Below are 23465 nucleotides of genomic sequence, written 5' to 3'. Positions count from 1 at the left end.
GACTCACTGCTCCCCCAGGTGAGTCATCCGCTCGGCGATCTGCTCGACGGACGGTCGGGTCATCTCGCCGACCAACCGGCCGTCGGCGAGAAAGACCACGGTGTCGGCCTGCGCGGCCGCGACCGGATCGTGCGTCACCATCAGCACGGTCTGCCCCAGGTCGTCGACGATCTTCCTGAGCAGTGCCAGGATTTGGCGGCCGTTACGGCTGTCCAGCGCGCCCGTCGGCTCGTCGGCGCACACCAGGTCGGGCCGGTTGATGAGAGCTCTCGCGATCGCCACCCGCTGTTGCTGGCCGCCGGAGAGCTGACTCGGGCGGCGGTCGTGATGCTCGGCGAGCCCGACCGCAGCGAGGACGCTCGCCAGTTGCTCGGCATCGACCGGTTTCTCGGCCAACCGGAGGGGCAACGTGACATTGTCCGCCACGGTCAGCGCACCGAGCAGGTTGTACGCCTGAAAGACGAACCCGATCCGGTCGCGACGCAGCTCGGTCAACTCGGTCTCCGACCGGCCGGACAGATCCGTGTCACCCAGCACGACCCGGCCCGATGTCGGACCGTCCAGACCGGCCGCGCAGTTCAGAAACGTGCTCTTGCCGGACCCGGACGGACCCATGACGGCGGTGAACGTACCGCGCGGGAATCCGGCTGTCACCCCGTCGAGAGCGCGTACCTCGTTCCTCCCCGACCCGTATACTTTTGACACCGAATCCAATTGCACCGCGCACGATGGTGTTCTGAATGTCGGCAGTGCACCCGGCCGTAGCGACTGGGCCGCGGTGGCCTCGACCAGCGCCCCGCGTCGTCTCGATGGGTTTCTGCTGTAGAACTTCATGCTCCGACGCTAAATTCCGCGACCGTCGGATGCCGATACCCCGTACCACCGGATGTGAGGTACAGGTGGCTGTAGTGCCGCGGGCGGCGGGCACCGGGCAAACTTGACGCGGTGTCGTGAACACGGCCCCAAGGAGGGTACGCAGAAAGGGCATCCTGTGACGTCGGGTCGGCCGTGGGTGCAGGTGTGGCGTGGCGGGACCTACCTCCTGGGATCACTGGCCACCGGGATCGCCACGCTGCTCGCACTGCCGCTGCTGTGCCATCCGAGGCTCGCCCGGCGATGGGCGAATTGGCACCGTGACCGCGCCGGCCGGCTGCTCGAGACGCCGTTGGCACCGCGCCCTGTTCTGCACCTGACGGGGCGCCGAGCATGGGCCGATCCGGCAACGCCCCGCGACCTGCTCTGGCTGCCGGTGAACGCCATCACCGGAGTGGCGCTCGGCCTGCTTGCGCTGCTGTGCGTGGGTAACCTCCTGACCGCCGCACTCGCCACACCACTGTGGTGGGTGTTCGCGCCGGAGAATCGGCCACGGTTGTTCATCGATGTCCCGGTGACCAACTGGGCGACAGCCCTCACCCTCGGTGCACTGCAGATCCTCCTGCTCACCGCGCTGTCATACCTGGTCTTCGCACCGATCGCTCGTGCACATGCCCGGATCTGCCTGGTAGTGCTGTCGCACTCGACGGCCGAACAGCTCGCCGACCGGGTCGCCGTGTTGACCCGCACCCGGGCAGACGTGCTCGATGCACACGGCGCGGAGCTGCGCCGGATCGAGCGCGACCTGCACGACGGCACCCAGGCGCGGCTGGTGGCCATCGCGATGCGGCTGGCCGTGGCCCGGCGAGCACTGTCCGACAACCCACGAAACGAGCAGTTCCTGGAAGAACTTCTTCGGGACGCACACGAAGGAACCGAGGAGGCGATGACCGAACTCCGCGACGTGATCCGAACCGTCTATCCGCCGATCCTCGCCGACCGCGGCCTCACCGGTGCACTGACCGCAGTGACGGCTCGCTGTGGCGTGCCAACCCGGCTGGACATCGACAACCTCGACACAGTGCCGGCGGCCGTGGAGGCCGTCGTCTACTTCGCCGTCGCCGAGGCACTCACCAACGTCGCCAAGCACAGCCAAGCGACTACGGCCGGCGTACGGGTGAGCCGTAAGGCAGACCGGCTATCGGTGGTGATCACCGACAACGGCGCTGGCGGCGCCGACGATCGGCTGGGCACCGGCCTGGCCGGGATCCGTCGCCGTGTGCTCGCCTTCGACGGCACCGTCGACGTCGATAGTCCGGCCGGCGGGCCTACGACGATCATCATGGAGCTGCCATGCGGGTCGTAATCGCTGAAGACAATGTGCTGCTGGCCACCGGACTGGAACTGCTGCTCAACAGCGTGGGGTTCGACATCGCCGCCATCGCGGGCGACGCGGCGGGCTTCCTCATCGCCGTGCGGGAGCACCAGCCCGACGTCACCATCGTCGACGTCCGGCTACCGCCGTCATTTCGCGACGAGGGCATCCGAGCCGCCCTTCAGGCCCGCCGAGAGCGCCCTGGCCTACCGGTCCTGGTGCTGTCGCAGTACGTCGAGCAGCAGTACGCCGCGGAACTACTCGCCACCACCGGCGGCGGCGTCGGCTACCTCCTCAAAGATCGCGTCAGCCGGGTGGACGAGTTCGTCGACGCGCTGCGCCGAGTGGCCGCCGGTGGCACCGCCATGGACACTGAAGTCATCGCCCAACTCCTCGCCAACCGCAGCGACCCGATCGCCGTCCTCACTCCCCGTGAACGTGAGGTACTCGCACTGATGGCCCAGGGACACGACAACAACACCATCGCTGACCGGCTTGTCATCACCGACAACGCCGTGCACAAGCACATCGGCAACATCTTCAACAAGCTCGGGCTCGCCGTCACCGACAGCGGCCACCGCCGTGTCCTCGCCGTGCTCACCTACCTCAACGGCGCGGGCTAGATCGACGGCGACTGAGCACGCTGGTGACTCGCCGCCCGCCAGACGCTCATCGTCAGAACCCCGACACCGCACCAGTGGCCGCCGGTCAGAAGTAGTCGAGCAACTGCGCCGGCCCGCCAGCGCCGAGGAGGTCGAGCGCGGCCGGGTCGACACCCGTGCTGTGGTGCAGCAGCCCGGCCTGCGCGACCGAGCGGGCCCGTGCGGCGCCGGCGTAGAGCAGGGCGAAGCCGCGTACGTCCAACCGCAGGTCGGCCTCGCCGTCGACCCGGGTCAGCTCGGCGGCGCCGTCGGCGACGGTCAGCCGCCAGGTGCCGGTGTTCCACTCGGCGAGGGTGTCGGTGAGGCCGAAATCGACGACGCCCCGGGTGTGGGCGGGCCACCCCCGCGCGCTCACCGCGCGGGCGACGTCGACCGGTCGGTGCATCCACAGGTCCCGCTCGTGGTCGCGGGCCGACTCCAACGGCAGGACGGTGCTGACCGCGTCGCCGTCGAGCGGGCACAGCCGCAGCGTCGGCGCGACGCTGGCCCAACTGCCGAGCACCCCGACGAGCTCCCGCGCGGCCTCGGCGGTGACGGCCAGGGCCTCGTCGACGGTGAGCACCGAGTCGGCGCCGTAGCCCCGGCCCCGCTGCCAGGTGGCGTAGCCGACCAGGTCGCCGTGGTCCTCGACGAGGGTGAGGCCGTCGCCGGGCAGGCCCCGGTCGGCGGCGAAGAAGTCGAACAGCTCGCCCCGGCGCGTCAGCATGCCGTTGCGGTGGCGGGCGACCCGCTCGTACAGGTCGGCGACGGCGGGCAGGTCGGCCACCGCGCCGGCCCGCACGGTCAGGTCCGGGGAGGGCCGGTGCCGGGGCAGCGCGGCGGTGGCCAGATCGACGGTACGCAGCACACCGGCGGCCTCCCACCCGCAGGCCCGGTACGGGGCGGCGACGGTCGGGTAGAGCGCGCTGACCGCCGCCCCCCGCTCGTGGGCCCCGCGCAGCAGACCGGTGAGCATGGCACGGCCCACGCCCCGGCCCCGGGCCTCGGGGGCGACCGCCACACCAGCGACGTTGGCTGCCGGCACCGTCCGGCCCGACCACCACTGGTCGTGGTGCAGGTCGACGGCCTTGCCGACGAGCCGACCGCTGTCGTCGAAGGCGCCGTAGCGGCTCATGCCGGGCACCGCGACGGTGGTGCTGGCGGCTCGTTCCGAGGTGGCGCCGAACGCGACCCGTCCCAGCTCCCAGGCGGCGTCGAGGTCGTCGGTGGTGAGTTCACGAACGTGCACGGGGTCGGGCATCGGCACACCCTAGCGGGGGCGACTCCCGACGACCGCCGATTTACCGCCGGACGGCGCGCTCCCCGGGCCGCCGGTCAGTGCTGCGGGATGTTGGCCACGCCGATGCGCTTGCGGAACACCCAGTACGTCCAGCCCTGGTAGGCCAGCACGATCGGAGTGAAGATCACCGCCACCCAGGTCATAATCTTCAAGGTGTACGGGGTGGAGGCGGCGTTGGTGGCCGTCAGCGTGCCGGCCGCGTCCAGCGTGGACGGCAGCACGTTCGGGAACAACGCCGCGAACAGGGTCGCCACGGCCAGGCCGATCGCCACGGCGGTGCCGGCGAACGCCCAGCCCTCCCGGCGTACCCGGGCGGCGGCCAGACCACCGAGCAGGGCGAGGGCCGCGCCGACGGCGAGCACGACGGCCGCCGCGCTGGAGCGGATGCTCAGCGTCCAGGTCAGGAACCCGACGGCGAGCACGGCGGCGCCGACGCCCAGGCGCACTGCGAGCGCGCCCGCGCGCTCGCGGATGTCACCGGTGGTCTTCAGGGCCAGGAACACCGCGCCGTGGGTGAGGAACAACGCCAGGGTGGTCGCGCCACCGAGCAGGGCGTACGGGTTGAGCAGGTCCACCAGGCCACCGACGTACTCGTGGTCGGCGTCCAGCGGCACCCCGCGCAGGATGTTGGCGAAGGCGACGCCCCACAGGATCGCCGGCAGCAGCGAGCCGACCACGATCGCGGTGTCCCAGCGGCGCTTCCAGGACGCTTCCGGCCGCTTGTGCCGGTATTCGAAGGCGACCCCCCGGGCGATCAGGGCCAGCAGGATCAGCAGCAGCGGCAGGTAGAAGCCGGAGAACAGGGTGGCGTACCACTCGGGGAACGCGGCGAACATGGCACCACCGGCGGTGATCAGCCACACCTCGTTGCCGTCCCAGACCGGGCCGATGGTGTTGATCAGGACGCGGCGCTCGCGGTCGTCGCGGCCCAGGACGGGCAGCAGCATGCCGACGCCGAAGTCGAAGCCCTCCAGGATGAAGTACCCGGTGAACAGCACGGCGACGAGGAGAAACCAGATGGTGGTCAGTTCCACGATGGGCTCCGGGATCAGTAGGCGAAGGCGAGCGGGCGCTCGGCGTCGTCGTGGGTGTCGTCGATGGGGTGCTCTTCGCTGACGTCGGGCACGCCGGCCTTGGCGTAGCGCAGCAGCAGCTTGACCTCGATCACGGCGAGGGTGGCGTAGATGAGCGTGAAGGCGGTGAACGAGGTGAGCACCTCGGCCAGCGAGACGCTGCGGGACACCCCGTTGCGGGTGAGCATCTCGCCGAAGACGATCCACGGCTGGCGGCCCATCTCGGTGAAGATCCAGCCGAAGGAGTTGGCCAGCAACGGCAGCACCGGCATGGCCAGCCCGGCGCGCAGCAGCCACTTGCTGCTCGGGGTGCGGCCCTTGCGCTGGCTCCAGAGCACCAGCAGGGCGATGGCCCCGGCGGCCATCCCGAAGGCGATCATGAAGCGGAAGCTCCAGTAGGTGACCGGGATGATCGGCGTGTAGCTGCCCGCGCCGTACTGGGTGGCGTACTGGGCCTGCAGGTCGTTGATGCCCTGCACGGTGCCGTTCGGGTCGCCGGTGCCCAGGTACGACAGCAGGTACGGGATCTTGAGGGCGAACACCTCGCGGCTGCCGTCGAGGCTGCCGATGGTGAGTACGGAGAACGAGGCGGGACTCTCGGTGGTGTAGAGGCCCTCGGCGGCGGCCATCTTCATCGGCTGCACGTCCGTCATGATCTTGCCCTGGATGTCGCCGGTGAACAGCACGGCCGCGGAGGCGACCAGGACCACCCAGGAGCCGAACTTCGTGGCGAAGCGGTAGGCGCCGGTGTCGGCGGAGTCGCGGTTGCGGATCACGTGCCAGAGGCCGACCGCGACGACCAGCGACCCGGCGACCAGGAACGAGCCGGCCAGGGTGTGCGGGAAGGTGATCAGGGCGACCTTGTTGGTCAGCACGGCCGGGAAGTCGGTCAGCTCGGCGCGCCCGCTGTCGGGGTTGATGCGGTAGCCGACCGGGTTCTGCATGAACGAGTTCGCCGCGAGGATGAAGTACGCGGACAGGTTGGTGCCGATCGCGGCGGCCCAGATGCTGGCCAGGTGCGCCCGCTTGGGCAGCCGGTCCCAGCCGAAGATCCACAGGCCGATGAAGGTGGACTCGAGGAAGAACGCGACCAGCGCCTCGATGGCCAGGGGTGCGCCGAAGATGTCGCCGACGAAGCGGGAGTAGTCGCTCCAGTTCATGCCGAACTGGAACTCCTGCACGATGCCGGTGACCACGCCCATCGCGAAGTTGATCAGGAACAGCTTGCCGTAGAACTTGGTGAGTTTCAGGTACCGCTCGTTGCCGGTGCGGTGCCACAACGTCTGCAGGATGGCCACCAGCACCGACAGACCGATGGTCAGTGGCACGAAGAGAAAGTGGTAGACGGTGGTGACACCGAATTGCCACCGGGCGACGTCCAACGCGTCCACCTGAAACCCCCAGCTGCTGTTCGTACTACGAGACGTAGTAAATACTACTGCTCGTCGTAGACGATTGGGCAGGGCCGGGCGGCCCGAACCGTCCCGGGACCAATGACCCTGATCACCCCGGACCACGGACCTGGGCAACCCGCCGACCCGCCCTCGCGACCACACCGCCGCGTGCGACGATGTCGCGCTGATGGACACCGCGCACTCCCCCTGGCAACCGCCGCTGATCTGGCGCGGCGCCCTCCTGCTGACCCGGGCCCTGGTCGGCCTGCTGGCCCGCCTCGAGGTCACCGGCGACGTCCCGGCGCACCTGCGTCGTGGCCCGCTGGTGCTGGCCGCCAACCACATCAGCCCGTTCGACCCGGTCGTGATGGCCGCCGCCTGCCACACCCGGGGCATCGCCCCCCGGATCATGGCGACCGCCGGCCTGTTCCGCGCCCCGGTGCTCGGCGCCGCCATGCGCCACGCCGGGCACATCCGCGTCGACCGGGGCACCAGCGCCGTGCACCGGGCCCTCGACGATGCCGCCACCGCCGTCGCGCGCGGGTCGGTGATCCTCATCTACCCCGAGGGGCGCATCGGCCTGGACCCCGGCATGTGGCCCGAAAGCGGCAAGACCGGCACGGCCCGACTCGCGCTGGCCTGCGGCGCCCCGGTCATACCGGTCGCCCAGTGGGGCGCCCACGAGGTGCTGCCCTACCGGGCGCCCCGGGGCATGCTGCGCGGCATCGCCCGCTCGCTGTGGCGCCGCCCGGTGATCCGGGTGCACTTCGGCGCGCCCGTCGACCTCGGCGAGTCGAGCGCCGCGAGCCCTGGCGCCGCCCGGCGGGCCACCGGTCGGATCATCGACGCGCTCACCGACACCCTCGCCCCGCTGCGGCCCGACGAACCCGACCTGCCCCGGCACGTCGACCCCGGTCGGCCCAGCGACTCGAGTCGCGCCCACCGCCGCAACCAGGGATGATGTTGCTGGCCGCGCCCGCGGGCTGACAGATTAGATAATTTTTGCAAGATCATCTAATCTGTCTACCGTGAGCAACGCTGAGATGGACGTCGAAGACCCGAAGCGCGCCGCAGTCCTTGTGGCGGCGGTCGGGGTGTTCGGCCGCTACGGATTTCAGAAGACGTCCATGGAGTCCGTAGCCAGGGCTGCCGGCATTTCCCGACCTGGCCTTTACCTGATGTTCCCCAACAAGGAAGAGTTGTACCGCGCCACCATGCAGGGCGTCCTGGAGCGCGCCCAGCGGGCCATGGAAGTCCACCTCGCCGACCGCTCGCTGAGCTTCGACGCGGGAATCGTGGCCGCGCTCGACGCGCTGATGGGCCCCTACATCGACACCCCGCTGGCCCGCGACCTCAACGAACTGCTGGAGAACAGCGAACCCCGGTTGGGCTCGATGTTCCACGACTACCAGGAGCGGGCCCGGGCGACGCTGAGCGCCCACATCACCGCGCTCGCCCCACCCGGCCTGCTGCACGCCGACCTGACCGGACACGACGTGATGGATCTGCTCTTCTCCGCCGCCCTGACCTGGAAATCGACCGCGGCCACCAGGGGCGAGTTCCGCGACCGCATCCGGCGCAGCCTCCAGCTGATCCACCGACCCGCCGGCTGACCCTCCGGGCGCCGACCGCATCGCCTCGCGCTGGTCAGCTCGGCGGGCCCGGGCGGCGGCGCGAGCGGGCGACAGACGGCGGCCGGCCACCCACCGGCCACCCGCCGAGGGCATACTGCGTCGCGTGTTGACCCGACCCGGCTACCTCGACGCGCCCGCGCCGCTGGCGTTCGCCCACCGTGGCGGCGCCGCCGAGGGCGACGAGAACACCACCGAGGCGTTCGCCCGGGCCATCGGGCTCGGCTACCGGTACGTGGAGACCGACGTGCACGCCACCACGGACGGCGTCGCGGTGATCTTCCACGACCCGACGCTGCGACGGGTCACCGGTGAGGCGGGGCGCATCGCCGAGATGAGCTGGGCCGACCTCGCCTCGGTACGCGTCGGCGGCGCTGCCGTCGTACCCCGGCTCGACGAGGTGCTCGGCGCCTGGCCGCAGGTCCGCTTCAACATCGACGTGAAGGCTGACAGCGGCGTCGCGCCGACGGTCGCCACCGTGACCCGGGCCGGCGCCGCCGACCGCGTGCTGCTGGCCTCGTTCAGCGACGCCCGCCTGACCCGGCTGCGCGCGCTCACCGAAGGGCGCGTCGCCACCAGCCTCGGCATGCGCGGGGTCGCCCGGCTGCGGCTCGCCTCCCTGCACGGACGCCCGCTGCGACTGCCCCCGTCGGTGGTCGCCGCGCAGGTGCCGCCGAGCTACGGGCGGGTGCCGGTGGTGGACCGCCGGTTCCTCGACTACTGCCACCGGATCGGCCTGCAGGTGCACGTCTGGACGATCGACGAACCAGCCCAGATGCACGACTTACTGGATCGTGGCGTGGATGGCATCATGACCGATCACGTCGGCGTGCTGCGCGACGTCTACCGCAGCCGCGGCCACTGGGCCGCCTGACCATCGAAGGACCCCCGATGGCCGAGACCGTGACCCCCACGGTGGACGACACCCCGCCTCCGGCGAGCACCCGCCGGGAACGCAGGGGCTGGTACATCTACGACTGGGCCAACTCCGCGTTTCAGACCACCGTCATCACCGTGTTCCTCGGCCCGTTCCTGACCACCGTCGCCGAGTTGGCGGCCGGCTGCGAACTCGGCGCGGACTCCTGCGACGGCTCCGTCTACCCACTGGGCATCAAGATCGCTGCCGGGTCCTACTACCCGTACCTGATCTCGCTGTCGGTGTTCCTCACCGTGTTCGTGCTGCCGGTCATCGGGGCGATCGCCGACCGGTCGGCGCACAAGAAGCGGCTGCTCGGCGGGGCCGCGTTCACCGGCGCCGGCGCCACCATCGCGATGGCCTTCGTCACCGGCGACCGCTATCTGCTCGGCGGGGCGCTCTTCCTGGTCGCCAACATCTCCTTCGGCGCCGCGATCGTGGTCTACAACTCGTTCCTGCCGCAGCTCGGCGGCCCCGACGAACGCGACGGCATCTCCAGTCGCGGCTGGGCGCTGGGCTACCTCGGCGGCGGCCTGCTGCTGGCCCTCAACCTCGTCGCGATCACCCTGCTCGACGAGGGCGACAACCCGCAACGCACCCTGGACCTGGCCCGCTGGTCGATCGTGTCCGCCGGCGTGTGGTGGGCGTTGTTCACCCTGGTGCCGCTGCGTTGGCTGCGCGAGCGCCCCAGCGTCGCGGCCCTGGCCAGCGGCGGCAACGTGCTCACCGACGGGTTCCGGCAACTCGCCCGCACCATGCGCGAGGTCAAGGCATACCCGCTGACGCTGTACTTCCTGCTGGCGTTCCTGGTCTACAACGACGGCATCCAGACCGTCATCACCCTGGCCAGCCAGTACGGCACCGAAGAGCTGCGCCTGGAGCAGAGCACCCTGATCATCACGATCCTGCTGGTGCAGTTCCTCGCCTTCGGCGGCGCGTTGAGCCTGGGCGCGTTGGCCAAGCGCATCGGCGCCTGGAAGACCGTGCTGCTCAGCCTGGTGCTCTGGACCGGTGTGATCATCGCCGCGTTCCGGCTTCCCGCCGAGGCGCCGCTGCCGTTCATGGTCCTCGGCGCGGCCATCGGCCTGGTCCTCGGCGGCAGCCAGGCGCTGAGCCGGTCGCTGTTCAGCCAGCTCATCCCGGCCGGCAAGGAAGGCGAGTACTACGGCTTCTACGAGATCAGCGACAAGGGCACCAGCTGGCTCGGGCCGCTCGCCTTCGGCCTGGTGTTCCAGCTCACCTCCTCGTACCGGGTGGGCCTGGTCTCACTGCTGATCTTCTTCGTGGTCGGCTTCCTGCTCCTCGCGGCCGTGCCGATCCGCCGGGCCATCGTGGCCGCGGGCAACACGCCACCCCGGGTGCTCTGAGCACGCGTCCCGCGCCCGACAGATCAGAGGCGGTCGATCAGCTAGGCTGCCCGACCGTGACTGACGACGCCGCCGCTGCCCCGACCTGCCTGGCCCACCCGTTCCCCGGCCAGCCGCACGCTCCGGCCGGGTGCGCGGCTGCACGCGGGCTCGACGGGCGTCCGGTGCACGCGGCGGCGTTGAAGTTCTTCTGGGGGCCGATGGACTGCGGCAAGTCCACGATGGCGTTGCAGATGAACTACAACCACGCCCGGCAGGGCCGTCGGGGGCTGGTCACCACCCGCATCGACCGGTCGCTGGGCCCGCAGGTCACCACCCGCATCGGGCTGGCCCACGAGGCCATCGAGGTCACCGACGACCTGGACCTGCGGGCCCTGGTCCGCGGCCGGTGGGCCGACGGCGTACGCGTGGACTACCTGATCTGCGACGAGGCGTGCTTCTACACCGTGGACCACGTCGAGCAGATGGCCGAGCTGGTCGACAGCTACGACGTCGACGTGTTCGCGTTCGGCCTCGCCACCGACTTCCGGTCCTGCCTGTTCCCCGCCACGCAGCGGCTGTTCGAGCTGGCCGACGAGGTGGCCCGCATCCAGGTCGAGGTGCTCTGCTGGTGCGGCCGGGAAGGGCTGCTCAACGCCCGCGTCGTCGACGGGCGGGTGGTTCGCGAGGGCGCCCAGGTCGTCATCGGCGACACCGTCGACACCGCCGACGTGCGCTACCAGGTGCTGTGCCGCCGGCACTACCGCTCGGGCGACCTGGGCCCACGCTCCTAGCCACCCCAGGCGGAGGGAGCGACCAAGAGAACGATGGTCGTTGATTCGTTGGTTCGGGATACTGCGACGATCCACACTTCACCAGATGAGGTGAATGATGATCGATTCCCCGGACGGATCGCAGTACCTGGACTTCCTCTTCGTCGAGGGCGAACGCCTCGGCTGGATCTTTCGCGACCGGCACCTCTACCGCCACCGGTTCCCCGAGCCGTACCCGAGGCTGGATGGCGTGCGGGACGAGGTCTTCTTCGACGCCGTGACGGCGAGCCAGGACAAGTGGTACCGGATGCGCCGCTGGGTGGGCATCGGCTTCGGCGTCATGGTGGTTCTCCTCTGCCTCGGGATACTCGGCAACGGGCCGACCACCAATCTCGGTGTCATCATCGTGGTGGGGCTCGCGGTGATGGTGGGTGGCGCTCTGCTGAGCTGGTTCAACAGCCGCTCCGCCGAGGATGGGCCGATGCGGGAGCGCGAGAGGCAGTTGCGGCTCTACGAGGCCGAGTGCGCGTGGTGGGAGGAGCGCCGCGAGCAGTTCGACGACGCGGAGCGGGATCGGGTCAGCGGCTATCTCGAATGGGGGGCCGCGCTCCTGCCGCCGACGACCCGTCGGGTTGACATCGTCGGTGGCAGCGCCTGGGGCTGGGAGGCCCTGCTGACCGTGATGGGTGCCTCGATGCTGCGCACCAGGGGCGCGATGACACTCGTGGACTTCACCGGCGAGCCCGCCTGCCACGAACTGGTCTGGCTGGCCAGGGCGGCCTCCGTCGACGTCACCGCCATCCGCCTGCCCGAGCAGGTGGGCGAGACCACGCTGCTGTCCGAGCTGGATGGACAGGGTCTGGTCGACAGCCTCGTCGAGGCGATGCACGGGGACGCCCCCGCCGGTCGGCGGGCCGACCGCGCCCAGGACGACCGCCTTCTGTCGACCGTCTGCCGGGCACTCGGCGAGGACGTCACGATTCGCAGGATCGCCGCGGCGGTCAGCGTCCTGCTTGACGAGCCAGGCGACTTCCCCGAGCTGAGCGAGGCCGAGCGGGAGCACATCAGCGACTCGCTCTTCTCCGACGAGTTCCGACGCCAGACCCACCCGAACCTGCGACGGATCGAATCCCATCTGCATCCGCTGCGCGAACTGTTCACCGGGACCGGCCAGAGAAAGGACCTGCACGATCTGGGGAAACCCGGGCTGACCTGCCTCGTCTACGAGAGCACCGCGCACAACGTCCGGGAGGAGTTGCTCAAGGAACTGGTGTTGCAGGGGTTGGTCCAGCGGCTCACCTCGCCAGAGCCGTTCATCGGCCCACTGGTCATCGCCGGGGCGGACGACCTCGGCCACCGGCACATCGAGCGGCTGAGCGATCTGTGCGTACGCCGTGGAGTCCGACTCGTGTTGATGTTCCGTCACCTACGCGACTCGGCGGTCCGCGCCGTCGGCGGGGACGTGGTCACGTTCATGCGCCTGAGCAACCACGAGGAGGCCGCGCGAGCGGCCGACTTCATCGGCAGGCAACACACATTTCGCCTCAGCCAGCTCGCCCGTACGCTCGGCGGCAGCCAGACCCACTCCCAGAGCAACAGCCTCGGATCCTCCGACCAGATCAGCGGTGGCCCGGTGCCACGGAACGTCAGCGTCGGCCGGAACTGGACCCACACCAGGACGGTCGCCGACAGCGTGAACTGGAACGAGTCCGCGAGTGAGCAACGGTCGTACGAGTACGTGGTCGAGCCACGCACGCTCCAGGACCTGCCGGACTACGCGTTGATCGAGGTCACGCAGGGCACGGGAAGACTGTCGGTACGCACTGTGGAGTGCAACCCGGACATCATCTCGCTCCCCCGGGTCACCACCGGTCCACTGCCGGACCTGCGTCTGCCCCATCCTTCGCAGGCGGCGGTCCTGCCGTCCGCTGAGGGGGGCGGACCGCCGCTGAACCTACCCGGGCAACCCCGCCCCGCCTATGACGACCAGTCGGGATGGGCCGAGGAGCACTACCCGGAGGACAGGTGGTGACATCTCCGACCGGTCCCCGGTCGACCGTACGCGGCTGGCTCGACCACATGACGGCGTACCGGATCGTGGAACTTCCTCGGCTTCCCCCGCAGGTGGACCAGATAAGCGCTGATCCGGGGCGCCGGCAGCGGCTGGCCGCCGTCGTCGCGGCGTACCACGCGGCTGCAGCGACCGGGGGCGGCGGCCGCCTCGCCGTCGGCTGGTGCCGGCCTGACGCGCAGAGCGGGGTGCACGTCTTCACCGGCGGCGGTGTCGAAGCCGCGGGCCCTGCTGGTCGGCGCCGGACCAGCCTCTTCGCTGGCGCTGTCGGCCGTGCCTACCCCGCCGGAGGCCTGACCGCGATGCTCGACGCGCTGCCCTGCTGGACGCGGATCGCCGGGATGACCGACGGCCTGGTCGAGGAGCGGGACGACCGGGATCGGGCCACTGACCTGCGCCCCCGCCTCGACGACTGCCTGCTCGGCGTCTGGCCGGGCGCCTTTGCCTGGCTGCTGCTTGCCGACCCCGTGCCCGCCGACGAGGTCGCGGCGCAGGCCCGGCAACTCGCTGTTCAGGAACGCGACGCCAGGGCCCGCGGCTCCTCGCCCACCCAGGCGGTACGCGCACTGCGGCTCGAGCGTCGGCACCGGGAGTTGGCTGCGGCCGAGACGCTCGGGTGGTGGCGGATCAACCTGTTGGCCGCCGGTACGACGCCGGCGGCCGCCGCGGCCGTGGCGGGCCTGCTCAGCGCATCGGTCGACCTGCACGGTCTGCCCTACGCCCTGGCGCCCACCCGAGCCTCCGGCGTCCTGACCGACCTGCTCGGGCGGGCCGAGCTGGCCACCCTGACCGGCGAACCGGAACGGGCCCCGGGGCAGCCGCCCGCCGTCCCGAGTGGCTCGTTTCTCGGCAGTTCCTCGCTGGTCGCCGCACTGGCGATCCCCCCGACGGAGGAGGCGCCCGGAGTCCGCCTGACCGTGCGATCGGAGTTCGACGTCACCCCGGAGACCATCGCCGTCGAGGTACGGCAACCCTCGGCCGTGCACGCGGTGACCGACGCCGCGACGGACGGGGAGTCACGTCGGGTACGTGCTGAGTCGATAGCGATCGGTGACGTGCTGGACCGGCACGGCAACGTGAGCGACCAGTTGCGGGTGCCGCTGACCAGTCTGAACCGGCACACCTTCGTCTGCGGGGCGACCGGGGCCGGCAAGTCGCAAACCATACGGCACCTGCTCGAACAGGCCGCCGAGGCGGGGCTGCCCTGGCTGGTGATCGAGCCAGCGAAAGCCGAGTACCGGCGGATGGCCAACCGGTTGCCGCACGCCGATGTCGTCGTGGTCCGCCCCGGCGACACTACGGCGCCGCCCGCCGGGTTCAATCCCCTGCAGCCGGTACCCGGGTTCCCGCTACAGACCCATGCAGACCTCGTCCGCGCCCTGTTCCTTGCCGCCTTCGACACGGACGAGCCCTTTCCGCAGGTACTCGCCGCGGCCCTGGCCCGTTCGTACGAACAGCTCGGGTGGGACCTGGCCCTGGGCGAGCCGCGGCTGACCGGGCACCGGCCCCGCTATCCGACCCTGGGTGACCTGCAACAGGCGGCGGCGGAGGTGGTGGACGAGATCGGGTACGGTCGCGAGGTCGCCGACAACGTCCGCGGGTTCATCCGGGTCAGGTTGGCCAGCCTGCGGCTGGGCACGACCGGCAGCTTCTTCGAGGGTGGCCACCCCATCGACGTCGCGCGCCTGCTGGACTCGAACGTCGTCGTCGAGATCGAGGACGTCGGCGACGACCGGGACAAGGCGTTCCTCATGGGCGCCCTGCTCATCCAGCTGACCGAGCACCTACGGATGCGGGAACGCCGGGAAGATCTCCGCACCGGGGTGACCCTGCGGCACCTGTGCGTCGTCGAGGAGGCGCACCGGCTCCTGCGGCGCACCGACCACCAGGGCCCGGCCGCGCATGCGGTGGAACTGTTCGCCGGCCTGCTGGCGGAGATCCGCGCGTACGGGGAGGGCCTGGTGATCGCCGAGCAAATCCCGGAGAAGCTCGCCCCGGACGTCATCAAGAACACCGCCGTGAAGGTCCTGCACAGGTTGCCGGCTCGGGACGACCGGGACGCCGTCGGAGCGACGGTCAATCTCACCGCCCGTCAGTCGGAGTTCGTGGTTACGCTGCCGCCCGGTGTCGGCGCCGTCTTTACCGACGGCATGGACCACCCGGTGCTTGTCCGCGTGCCGGACGGTACCGATCGCGAGACAGCTGCACCTGCCTCCGCCGCCGACCCGTCGGAGATCATCGGCCGTCGCAGCGCCAGCTGTGGCGCCGCCTGCCTGGCCCAGCCCTGCACCTTGCGGGATATCCGCCGGGCGCAGCTGCTGCTGGCGGATCTGCCCTGGTTGGGACTCTGGGGCGAACTGGCGGTGGTCGGGCACCTCACCGGGTGGCCCACGCCGGCCATCCGCGCAGAACTGATCCAGATCCTGCACATGATGCCGGTACGGCTACGCGAATGCGCCCTCTCGCACGCGGTCGACCGTGCGGTCGCCGCCAGGTCCGCGCAACTGTCGAGCCGGTGCGACCCGGACGAGTTGGTAAAGCACGTCGTCGACTCGCTGCACTGGACGGCGTTCGGCGGTGGGCACTGCGCGGAGCAGGAGCCGGACTTCCTGGCACACCGGTACCGCTGGGCGGTGTTGCGCGACGACCTGCGGGTCGAGGCGGCCGGAGCTGGGGGCTCCCCGCGAAGCGCCGAGTGGGCGCGACGGTATGACACCGGCATCCCGGGCCGTACCGTTGCCGAGCAGTTCGCCGTCGTCTCGACGCTGTTCGAGATCGACCAGCGGGATCGGGCAGCCTGTCAGGTCGTGGCCTTCGGGTCCCGCACGCCGTCGGTCATCGAGACGGCTGTCGGGGTCGGATACGACACCCCGTCCTGGCCTGACCGACTCGCCGAGGCCGTCGACACCCATTTCGCCGCCTGCCAATGGCCGATGCGGGTCCTCGCGAGCGGCCGATATCGCGGAAAGGCGTGACAGATGAGTCCACGCTGGGATGACCCGAAGCCCGCGGCCGAAAGCCCGGACGACGACGACACGCGACGCTCCGAGAACACCGAGCTGAGCGAGGATCGTGACCGGGGAGAACGGTCGCCCGAGCCGGGCGATGGGAGGGACACCGAGGGTCCGGGTACGCGGGCGGAGACGCTGGACCCGGCCGAGGAGCGGGCGGCGACCGACGAGGCGTCGCTGCGAGAGCGGATGCTGGCCGGAACGCAGCGGGTGGGCGAGGTCGCGGGAGCCTCCGTCGGGGCGCTCGTGGTCTCGGTGTCCAGCATGTTCGGTTGGGACAAGACGGACGACAAACTACCTGAGGCCGCACGGGCCCTGGCGGCAACCTCGGAGATCTTCGAAGAAGCGGGGTCGGCTGCCGGGGAGAGAAAGGACGACGACGAGGCGGCGGATGAGCCCAACCAGGTCGTCGACCCGCAGGAGCAACTGCCACCGGACCAGGAGGGCGAGCAGCCGGAGACTCCGTCACCGACGGTGGACCGGTCGTCGGCCGAAGGGCTGCACCCGGACACCGTGGACGACGACTGAGCTGGGTGTACGGCCCCGGCAAATTGGTGAGGCGGCTGATGGGGGGGCGTTTGCCAACCGCGCCGGCCGCCCCCTGGTCGAGGACGGCCGGCCGTGGTGCGGGTGGATCAGCCCACGCAGACCTGCTGCGCCCTGAGGGTCCACGCCGCGGCGAACGGGACGATCTCCCGTCCGGTTGCCTCAGCGGTGTCCAGTGCCGGCTTGGGCAACAACGTCGTCACCGAGCCGGCCCCGAGGAGCCCGTTCAGCACGCCGCCGACCCCCGCGGTCTGCGACCCCGCCGGGCAGGCCGGCGTCGTCACGGGCTTCGGCGAGGTCGCGTTGGGTGCGCTCGTCGCCTCCGTCAACGCCATCGCCGGCAGCGGGGTGGCGCAGAACGCCTGGGTCTGCAACGTGAAGTTGCCCGGGGCGCCGAACACGTACGCGGTGCTCGACACCGAGCCGAGCGCCGGGGTGAACGCCAGCTCGTCGATCGCCACCGCGGCGTTGGCGTTGTCGATCCGGTACCCACCGCCGAAGGTCTTCTTGCCCGGCGGGCAGACGGCGGTGATGCCCACCTTGCTCGCCGCGTTGTTCGCCGACGTGGTGGTGACCAGTTGCAGTCCGGCCACCGCTCCGACCGGGGCGCAGACCGCGAACGCGTCCACCGACCACGGCACGTTCGTGGCGTTCGCCTCCACGCCGAGCACGGTGACCGTGTGCAGGGTGGCGTCGGCGTAGACCCGGGTCATCAGGACGTCGCCCTGACCGTCGTTGATTCGTCCGCCGGCGCCGACCACCTGGTCGACGCCGTTGCACGAGATGGACATGGTCTTGGCGTTCGTCGCGTCCAGGACGCTGGTCGCCCCGACCCGGTACAGGCCGACCGACGCCTGCGCCGGGGTCGTCGGTGCGAGCAGCGTCGTGGCCGCCGCCATGCCGGTCAGCACTGCCAGACCGGCCAGTTTCCGCTTCATGGGTGTTCCCTCCGTACTGCCTCGTCGACTGTCGACGACGGCTGTGAGGTCAGCCTCCGCACGGCCGTCAGGAGGGCGTCAGCACCGCGGGTGCGGACGGCGTACTGACGCCACGATGACGGTCGGCTGCGACAGTGCCGGTGACGTCATCGCGGCGTCACCGGGCTCCGAACGGGGCCCACGAACAGGAGGTTTCATCATGCGTACCCGAGTGGCGGCGGTGCTGGCCGCCCTCCTGCTCAGCGGCACACTGGTTGGCGTGGGCGGCGCCGCGGCGCAGGCCGACCCGGACGCGAACCCGTGCGCCACCACCGACGGCGACCCGATCATGGGCACCGAGGGCGACGACACCCTGTTCGGCGGTGGCGGGCCCGACGAGATCTACGGGCTCGGTGGCAACGACACCATCTACGGCGGCGGTGGCGTCGACACGATCCACGGCGGCGGTGGTGACGACACCATCTATGGTGAGGGCTGCGGGGACTTCATCGCCGGCGGCGCCGGCGCCGACCTGCTCGCCGGTCTGGAGGGCAACGACGTCCTCTCCGGCTCCCACGGCGCCGACCTGCTGATCGGGGTGGCGGGCGACACCGTCACGGGGCCCGGCGGTGACACCCTCGACGGTGGGCCCGGGGTGGACACCTGCGCGGAGGACGAGACGGCCGACCCCGGCGCGATCTTCTACGCGTACGTGCTAACCGACGCGGGCCAGGAGAACTTCTACGCCTGCTGACCAGCCCCTGCCCGCAGCACACCCGGGTCCGGGAGCGGTGCGTCGATCGTACGCATCGCCCCGGCCCACCTCTCGAACGAACGCCGGGCCTCCCCGTGCCGGCCGGCACCGACGAGTGTCCCGACCAGCGCCTGGTGCGCCCACTCGTCGTACGGGTCGGCGTCGAGCAGCCGGACCAGGGCGGTGGCGGCCCGGTCGGCGTCACCGTCACTCCGGTACCGACGGGCAAGCTCGCGCAGCGCCCGCAACCACACCGCGCGGGCCTGTTCCCGCAGCCCGTCGGCCCAGTCCGCGTAGGGCTCGTCGGCGAAGGCGTCCCCCCGGTAGGCGGCGTCCACCTCGGCGAGCAGCTCGCGGGCCCGCGCCGGGTCACCGTCGCGGGCGAGGCGCTCGGCCCGCGGGACGGCGGTAAGCAGGTTCTCCGCGTCGACGACCACCCGGGTCAGGTCGACACGTACACCGGTCAGGTCGGCGCGGACGTACCGGTCGACGGGCCACCGGCGGGACGGGTCGAGCACGGCACGCACGGCGGACAGCAGCACCGACAGGCGGTGTGCGGTCCGCCGTGGCTCGTCGTCGGGCCAGAGCAGCTCGCACAGCTCCCCCCGCCCGACGGCACGACCGCGCCGGGCGACGAGGATCTTCAGCAGCGTGCGGGCCTGCCGGGACCGCCACGCCGGCAGTGGGACGTCCCGCCCACCGACGACGACCTCGAACCGGCCGAGCACCCGCACCTCGACGGTGTCCGCGTCGGCGGGCGTCTCGGCCAACGCCCGCCCGTCGACCGTCTCGATGCCGAGCGCCAGCAGCCGGTCGGCGGCCAACCGCGCCGCCGACCGCTGCGCGGCGTCGGCACCCGGGAGACGGCCCAGCCGGACGACTGTCTGTTCGGCGGCCGGTCCCGCACCCGCCGCCTGCCAGATCGCGCCGGCCTCCAGCAACGCGCTTCGACTCGCGTCCGGCTCGGCGGCGACCGCCGCGGTGAGTTCCAACGCCTCCGCCAACGCGTCGGCCTGCCGACCGGTGCGGGCCGCTCCGACCGCCTCGGCCGCCCGCCGCCGGGCCAGACCCAGATCACCCCCGGCGTCCGCCACCCAACCCGTCGCGACCAGCGCGCAGGACAGCAGGAACGCCGGTGCCAACCGGTGCGCCTCGTCGGCCGCGGCACGAGCGGCAGCGAGGTCGGCGCCCGTGCCCTCGCAGCGCAGCCGGGCCAGACCGGCCAACGCCGGAATGCGCACCTGGAGGTCCCCCACGTCACGGGCCAGCTCAGCGGCCTCGGCGAACGCTGCCAATGCCTCCTCCCGCCGGCCGAGGCGGCGACTGACCTCGGCCAACCCGTAGACCCCGGCGGCAGCCCGGTTCAAACCCAACCGTTGGGATACCAGCTTGGACCGGGTGAAGTGCAGCGTCGCCTCGTCGTAGCGGCCCAGGCGTACCAGCGCCTCGCCCGCGTTGTGCAGGGCGGTCACCAGCACTCCCGGCGGGCCGGCGAGTTCCGCCGCGCGCACCGCCCGTACGGCGGTGGCCAGCGCCGACGGGTATCGGGCCTCGCGCAGCAGGCAGTGCGCCTGGTTGACCAGGACCCGTGCCTGCTGGACCAGGTCACCCGCGCGTTCCGCCGCCGCCAGCGCCTCGGCCAGGTGCTCATCGCGGCGGGTGCCGGACGAGGTCAGTGCGGCCGCGATGTGCGCCGCCGCCAACGGGGTGTCCTCGTTGAGCTGGTGTGCGGCGGCGACCGCCCGGGCCCCGGCGGCGACCGCGTCGTCGACCCGGCCGAGCTGGGCCAGGGTGCTGGCGCGGCAGGCCAGCAGCAGCACGTCGTCGGGACCCGGTGGGGTGAGCGTCGGTGGTGCGCCCGCGCGGTCGAGCACCGCCAGGGCGCCGGCGTAGTCGGTCCGCAGGTACGGCACCATCGCCGCCCGCCAGAGCAGCCGGGCCGGCCAGCGACGGTCGTGGTCGGCCCGGGCCAGCAGCGCGGCGAAGACCCTCGACGCCCAGGTCACCGAGCCGGACATCCGCAACGCGTCGCCGAAGATCAGTTGGAGGTCGGGGTTCTGCTCGGCGTGCGGGAACGCGCTGATCAGTTCGGTGACGTCCGGCGCACCACCACCGGCGAGCATGCCCTCGCCGTGGCTGGCAATCAGCTCCGCGCACTGACCGGTGTCGTCCGCGTCGTGCAGGGCTCGGGCCGCCGCCATCGGGTACGCGTTGGCGAGGTACCAGTCGGCGGCCGCGTACAGCCTGCGACGTCCCGAGGTGTCCGGCCGACCCGCCTGCTGGGCCAGCACCGCGGCGAGGACCCGGACCAGCTGCACAGTCGACGAGGTGTGGCCGGCACGACGGCGGGGGTGGGCGACCAGCAACCCGGTGCGGGTCGCCCAGCGCAGCGCCTGCGCGGTGACGTCGGCTGGCGTGTCGGCGTCGACGGCCACGCACAGCGGCGCGCTGATCGGGTCGAGGTGGTGGACGCGACCGAGCAGAGTCGCCACCTGTGCGGGCAGGTCGGCGAGGATCTCGTCGCGGGCGAAGTGCCCACCGGCGGTGCCGGGCTCGGTCAGGGCCGCGAGCAACTCCCGCCGGCCGACGCCCTGCCGGCCGAGGGCGTCGCCAGCGAGGTGCACCCACGCCGGCCAGCCGGCGGTCAGCTCGTACACCAGGTAGGCCAGGTCGCTGTCGGGCACCGCGTGTTCGTCGCGCAGGATCCGGGCGACCGCGTCCCGGCCGAGGGCGAGGGTTTCCGGGCCGCGGTGCACGACGGGCCCGGCGCAGGCGCTCAGCGCCGCGTCGGCCAGGGGGTGTCGAGCGGCCAGCGTCACCGCTGGCTGACCCGGCAGCGCGCCCAACCACCGCACCAGGACCAGTTGGTCGTCCCCGGTGAGCGCGGACACCTCGTCCACGGCGACCCGGGTCGGCGGTTGCGTGCCCGTTGGCGGGCTGGTGGTGTGCGTCGCCGCGTCGATCAGGTCCGTCGCCCGGTGACAGGCCGTCGGCTCGTGCCCGCCGACGGTCTCCAGGGCGGTGGTCTTGCCGTACCCGGCGGCGGCCACCAGCATCAGCCACCGCCGTGGCCGGGGCCGCTGCTCGGTTGCCATCGCGTCGCCTCCGCTCGTCCGAGCACCGCGGAAGGTCACCCGGAGGGCCGGTGACCCACGCTAACCACCCGGGGGCCCACCTGCGGTGACGTTGTCCGAGAACCGACGCAGTGCGGCCGGGCGGCTCAGGACGGCTGCGGGACGCCTGGCCGTACGCGGAACCGGTCGGCCACGATGACGGCGACGGTCACCACCAACGCCAGCGTGGCGCACAGCGCGACGTTGGCCCCCAGTCCCACACACAACGGCACCAACGCGAGCAGGAGCACCACCGCCGCGATCCGGCTTGTCGGCAGGGTCCGCCACAGCACCGCCTTGTAGGCGGCGTGCCCGGCGAGGAACAACGCCGGGCCGCCCAGCGTGAACAGTGCGGCGGCCGGTGTGGCGGGAGCACCCGGTTCGCGCAGGAGCTGCTCGTCGCCCGCCGAGGTGACGATGATCCCGGCGACCATCACGGGGTGCAGGTAGTTGAACGCCAGCCGGCTCAACGCGCCGGTGCGCTCGCCGGCGCGGGCGATGACCTCCGCCGCCGCCGGGGCGGACCGGGCGAAGTACACCCACCACAGCGCCACCGAACCGGCGAACGCCAGCACGAACGCGCCGGACATCGTCAGGTCCAGGTGCTGCGCGAGTGTGCTCCCGGTGACCAGGATCGACTCACCCAGGGCGATGAGGATGAACGCCTGGCACCGCTCGGCCAGGTGCCCGCCCTCCACCATCCACCGCTCAGCGGGACTGCGGCCCAGGCCGGGCACCGGGAACCCGGTCGAGAGGCCGATCACCTCGATCACGATCGCCGCCGCCCACAGCGCCTCCTGGAAAGCCCCGCCGACAACCGCGCCGACCACCACGAGCGATGAGGTCACGGCGAACCATGGCAGCGCCTTCTGAAACCCGTCGACCAGCCACGGGTGGCCCTGCACCGCCCACAACGCGAACACGGTGCGGCCCACCTGCAGGGTCACGTAGACGAGCGCGAAGACCAGCCCGGCGCCGGCGAACGCCTCGGGGATCGCCGCCGAGAGCAACAGGCTGCCCAGCATCAGCGCGATCAGCAGCGCCCGCACCGGCGCCTGGTCGGGTCGCAGCCAGTTCGTCCCCCAGGCGGTGTAGATCCACACCAACCAGACCAACGCCAGCAGCAACGCGGTACGCGCGGCGCCACGCCAGTCCGCGTGCTCGATCAGGTAGTGCGACAGCTGAGTGATCGTGAAGATGAAGACCAGGTCGAAGAAGAGCTCCGTCGACGTGGTCGGCTCCACCCCTTGACGCGGTCGCAGCAGCCAGGGACGCGCCGGGGTGACCGCCGGTGGCTCAGAAGGGGTCACCGCACACCCGCCAGTCGCCGCCCTCGCGGACCACCGGCAGGCGGCGTTCCTCGCTGAGCCCGCCGTCGCGGGTCAGCTTCACCGTCACCGTGCCCTGCGGTCGTCCGCTGCGGGTGGTGACGGACACGTCGGTGATCTCGTAGTCGGTGACCATCGGCGGCGTACGCACCCAACTGGTGAAGCCGATCGCGCTCCACCGGCTGCGCGCGTCCTCGCAGAGCCGGTCGTACGCCCTGTCGCTGTCGCCGAGGCTCACCTCGTTGAGGAACCCGTCGGCGGTCTCCCGGATCGGGCCGGCGGCCTGACGGACGGTCTGCAGGTTCCAGGCGGCCAGCCCGGCCACCCCGACGCAGCACAGCGCCACCCCGAACCCGGCGAACGCCAACCCGGTGCGCATCGGGCGGCTGCGCCGGGCCGGTCGGCTCCACGACTGGCCGGCACCCACGACTACCGACCGTAGAGAACGTGGTCGCACCGAGGT

General features: G+C 71.4%; 19 protein-coding genes. 11 read left to right on the top strand and 8 right to left on the bottom strand.

Translation table 11 applies throughout. The features are described from left to right. Window positions 1-3: 3 nt before the first annotated feature. Entirely contained in the window at window positions 4-834 is an 831-nt protein-coding gene (locus AC3CF1_RS03085) for an ABC transporter ATP-binding protein (RefSeq protein WP_488449478.1), read from the bottom strand. A gap of 157 nt (window positions 835-991) precedes the next feature. On the opposite strand from AC3CF1_RS03085, the gene AC3CF1_RS03080 reads away from it, so the two are divergent. Next, window positions 992-2179, top strand: coding sequence for a sensor histidine kinase (locus tag AC3CF1_RS03080; RefSeq protein WP_488449477.1), 1188 nt, complete (start codon window positions 992-994; stop codon window positions 2177-2179). Then, a complete protein-coding gene (locus tag AC3CF1_RS03075) occupies window positions 2167-2811 on the top strand; it encodes a LuxR C-terminal-related transcriptional regulator (protein ID WP_354981925.1) in 645 nt (214 codons plus the stop codon). Before AC3CF1_RS03080 ends, AC3CF1_RS03075 begins: the two co-directional genes overlap by 13 nt. 85 nt (window positions 2812-2896) lie before the next feature. Here AC3CF1_RS03075 and AC3CF1_RS03070 read toward each other — a convergent pair whose 3' ends face one another. From AC3CF1_RS03070 to AC3CF1_RS03060, 3 genes are all read right to left on the bottom strand, one after another. Further along, window positions 2897-4090: a GNAT family N-acetyltransferase gene (locus AC3CF1_RS03070; RefSeq protein WP_488449476.1), complete on the bottom strand. Its 1194-nt coding sequence runs from the start codon at window positions 4088-4090 to the stop codon at window positions 2897-2899. Between the two features lie 74 nt (window positions 4091-4164). Then, the gene (gene cydB, locus AC3CF1_RS03065) at window positions 4165-5163 is read right to left on the bottom strand and encodes a cytochrome d ubiquinol oxidase subunit II (RefSeq protein ID WP_354981923.1); all 999 of its coding nucleotides are present in this window, start codon (window positions 5161-5163) and stop codon (window positions 4165-4167) included. 14 nt (window positions 5164-5177) lie between these two features. Next, window positions 5178-6593, bottom strand: a complete 1416-nt coding sequence (locus tag AC3CF1_RS03060; protein WP_088948218.1) for a cytochrome ubiquinol oxidase subunit I — start codon at window positions 6591-6593, stop codon at window positions 5178-5180. A 190-nt stretch (window positions 6594-6783) separates the two neighbouring features. Between AC3CF1_RS03060 and AC3CF1_RS03055 the strand changes: the two genes are divergently transcribed. The 8 genes from AC3CF1_RS03055 (at window position 6784) to AC3CF1_RS03020 (ending at window position 16872) form a co-directional block, all read left to right on the top strand. Then, window positions 6784-7557: a lysophospholipid acyltransferase family protein gene (locus tag AC3CF1_RS03055; RefSeq protein ID WP_210794039.1), complete on the top strand. Its 774-nt coding sequence runs from the start codon at window positions 6784-6786 to the stop codon at window positions 7555-7557. A gap of 67 nt (window positions 7558-7624) precedes the next feature. Beyond that, window positions 7625-8209, top strand: coding sequence for a TetR/AcrR family transcriptional regulator (locus AC3CF1_RS03050; protein WP_488449475.1), 585 nt, complete (start codon window positions 7625-7627; stop codon window positions 8207-8209). A gap of 124 nt (window positions 8210-8333) precedes the next feature. Next, on the top strand, window positions 8334-9101 hold the full coding sequence (locus tag AC3CF1_RS03045; RefSeq protein WP_354981920.1) for a glycerophosphodiester phosphodiesterase family protein: 768 nt from the start codon (window positions 8334-8336) through the stop codon (window positions 9099-9101). Window positions 9102-9118: 17 nt separating this feature from the next. Then, window positions 9119-10510, top strand: a complete 1392-nt coding sequence (locus AC3CF1_RS03040; protein ID WP_088948214.1) for an MFS transporter — start codon at window positions 9119-9121, stop codon at window positions 10508-10510. Window positions 10511-10566: 56 nt separating this feature from the next. After that, window positions 10567-11283 (top strand): thymidine kinase, encoded by a 717-nt coding sequence (locus AC3CF1_RS03035; protein WP_435794762.1) that lies wholly within the window; start codon window positions 10567-10569, stop codon window positions 11281-11283. Between the two features lie 94 nt (window positions 11284-11377). Further along, complete coding sequence (locus tag AC3CF1_RS03030; protein WP_354981919.1) at window positions 11378-13294, top strand: hypothetical protein; 1917 nt, start codon at window positions 11378-11380, stop codon at window positions 13292-13294. Further along, window positions 13291-16308, top strand: coding sequence for an ATP-binding protein (locus AC3CF1_RS03025; protein ID WP_488449474.1), 3018 nt, complete (start codon window positions 13291-13293; stop codon window positions 16306-16308). The genes AC3CF1_RS03030 and AC3CF1_RS03025 overlap by 4 nt, the downstream gene beginning before the upstream one ends. A 3-nt stretch (window positions 16309-16311) precedes the next feature. Continuing rightward, a complete protein-coding gene (locus tag AC3CF1_RS03020) occupies window positions 16312-16872 on the top strand; it encodes a Sec-independent protein translocase family protein (RefSeq protein WP_354981917.1) in 561 nt (186 codons plus the stop codon). A 107-nt stretch (window positions 16873-16979) separates the two neighbouring features. Here AC3CF1_RS03020 and AC3CF1_RS03015 read toward each other — a convergent pair whose 3' ends face one another. After that, entirely contained in the window at window positions 16980-17828 is an 849-nt protein-coding gene (locus tag AC3CF1_RS03015) for a hypothetical protein (protein ID WP_354981916.1), read from the bottom strand. Between the two features lie 199 nt (window positions 17829-18027). Here AC3CF1_RS03015 and AC3CF1_RS03010 point away from each other — a divergent pair, with 199 nt between their 5' ends. Next, window positions 18028-18561 (top strand): calcium-binding protein, encoded by a 534-nt coding sequence (locus tag AC3CF1_RS03010; protein WP_354981915.1) that lies wholly within the window; start codon window positions 18028-18030, stop codon window positions 18559-18561. On the opposite strand, the gene AC3CF1_RS03005 is transcribed toward AC3CF1_RS03010, so the two are convergent. The 3 genes from AC3CF1_RS03005 to AC3CF1_RS02995 form a co-directional block, all read right to left on the bottom strand. Further along, window positions 18549-21656, bottom strand: coding sequence for an ATP-binding protein (locus AC3CF1_RS03005; RefSeq protein ID WP_488449473.1), 3108 nt, complete (start codon window positions 21654-21656; stop codon window positions 18549-18551). The two genes, AC3CF1_RS03010 and AC3CF1_RS03005, sit on opposite strands and share 13 nt — an antisense overlap. 125 nt (window positions 21657-21781) lie before the next feature. Beyond that, on the bottom strand, window positions 21782-22984 hold the full coding sequence (locus AC3CF1_RS03000; protein WP_355163264.1) for a low temperature requirement protein A: 1203 nt from the start codon (window positions 22982-22984) through the stop codon (window positions 21782-21784). Continuing rightward, window positions 22971-23429 carry an Rv0361 family membrane protein gene (locus tag AC3CF1_RS02995; protein WP_370453010.1) on the bottom strand — a complete coding sequence of 153 codons (459 nt, stop codon included), beginning with the start codon at window positions 23427-23429 and terminating at the stop codon, window positions 22971-22973. The genes AC3CF1_RS03000 and AC3CF1_RS02995 overlap by 14 nt, the downstream gene beginning before the upstream one ends. Window positions 23430-23465: the final 36 nt, after the last annotated feature.

It is taken from the genome of Micromonospora sp. MGP-C2, from assembly GCF_057766525.1.
The sequence above is the reverse complement of the archived record's forward strand: the minus strand, read 5'-3'. Positions and strand labels throughout refer to the sequence as shown.

Excerpts from the sequence above, each read along its gene's own strand:
- AC3CF1_RS03085 (WP_488449478.1), bottom strand. The coding sequence starts at position 834 with ATGAAGTTCTACAGCAGAAACCCATCGAGACGACGCGGGGCGCTGGTC.
- AC3CF1_RS03075 (WP_354981925.1), top strand. The coding sequence starts at position 2,167 with ATGCGGGTCGTAATCGCTGAAGACAATGTGCTGCTGGCCACCGGACTG.
- AC3CF1_RS03070 (WP_488449476.1), bottom strand. The coding sequence starts at position 4,090 with ATGCCCGACCCCGTGCACGTTCGTGAACTCACCACCGACGACCTCGAC.
- AC3CF1_RS03055 (WP_210794039.1), top strand. The coding sequence starts at position 6,784 with ATGGACACCGCGCACTCCCCCTGGCAACCGCCGCTGATCTGGCGCGGC.
- AC3CF1_RS03040 (WP_088948214.1), top strand. The coding sequence starts at position 9,119 with ATGGCCGAGACCGTGACCCCCACGGTGGACGACACCCCGCCTCCGGCG.
- AC3CF1_RS03030 (WP_354981919.1), top strand. The coding sequence starts at position 11,378 with ATGATGATCGATTCCCCGGACGGATCGCAGTACCTGGACTTCCTCTTC.
- AC3CF1_RS03020 (WP_354981917.1), top strand. The coding sequence starts at position 16,312 with ATGAGTCCACGCTGGGATGACCCGAAGCCCGCGGCCGAAAGCCCGGAC.
- AC3CF1_RS03015 (WP_354981916.1), bottom strand. The coding sequence starts at position 17,828 with ATGAAGCGGAAACTGGCCGGTCTGGCAGTGCTGACCGGCATGGCGGCG.
- AC3CF1_RS03010 (WP_354981915.1), top strand. The coding sequence starts at position 18,028 with ATGCGTACCCGAGTGGCGGCGGTGCTGGCCGCCCTCCTGCTCAGCGGC.
- AC3CF1_RS03005 (WP_488449473.1), bottom strand. The coding sequence starts at position 21,656 with ATGGCAACCGAGCAGCGGCCCCGGCCACGGCGGTGGCTGATGCTGGTG.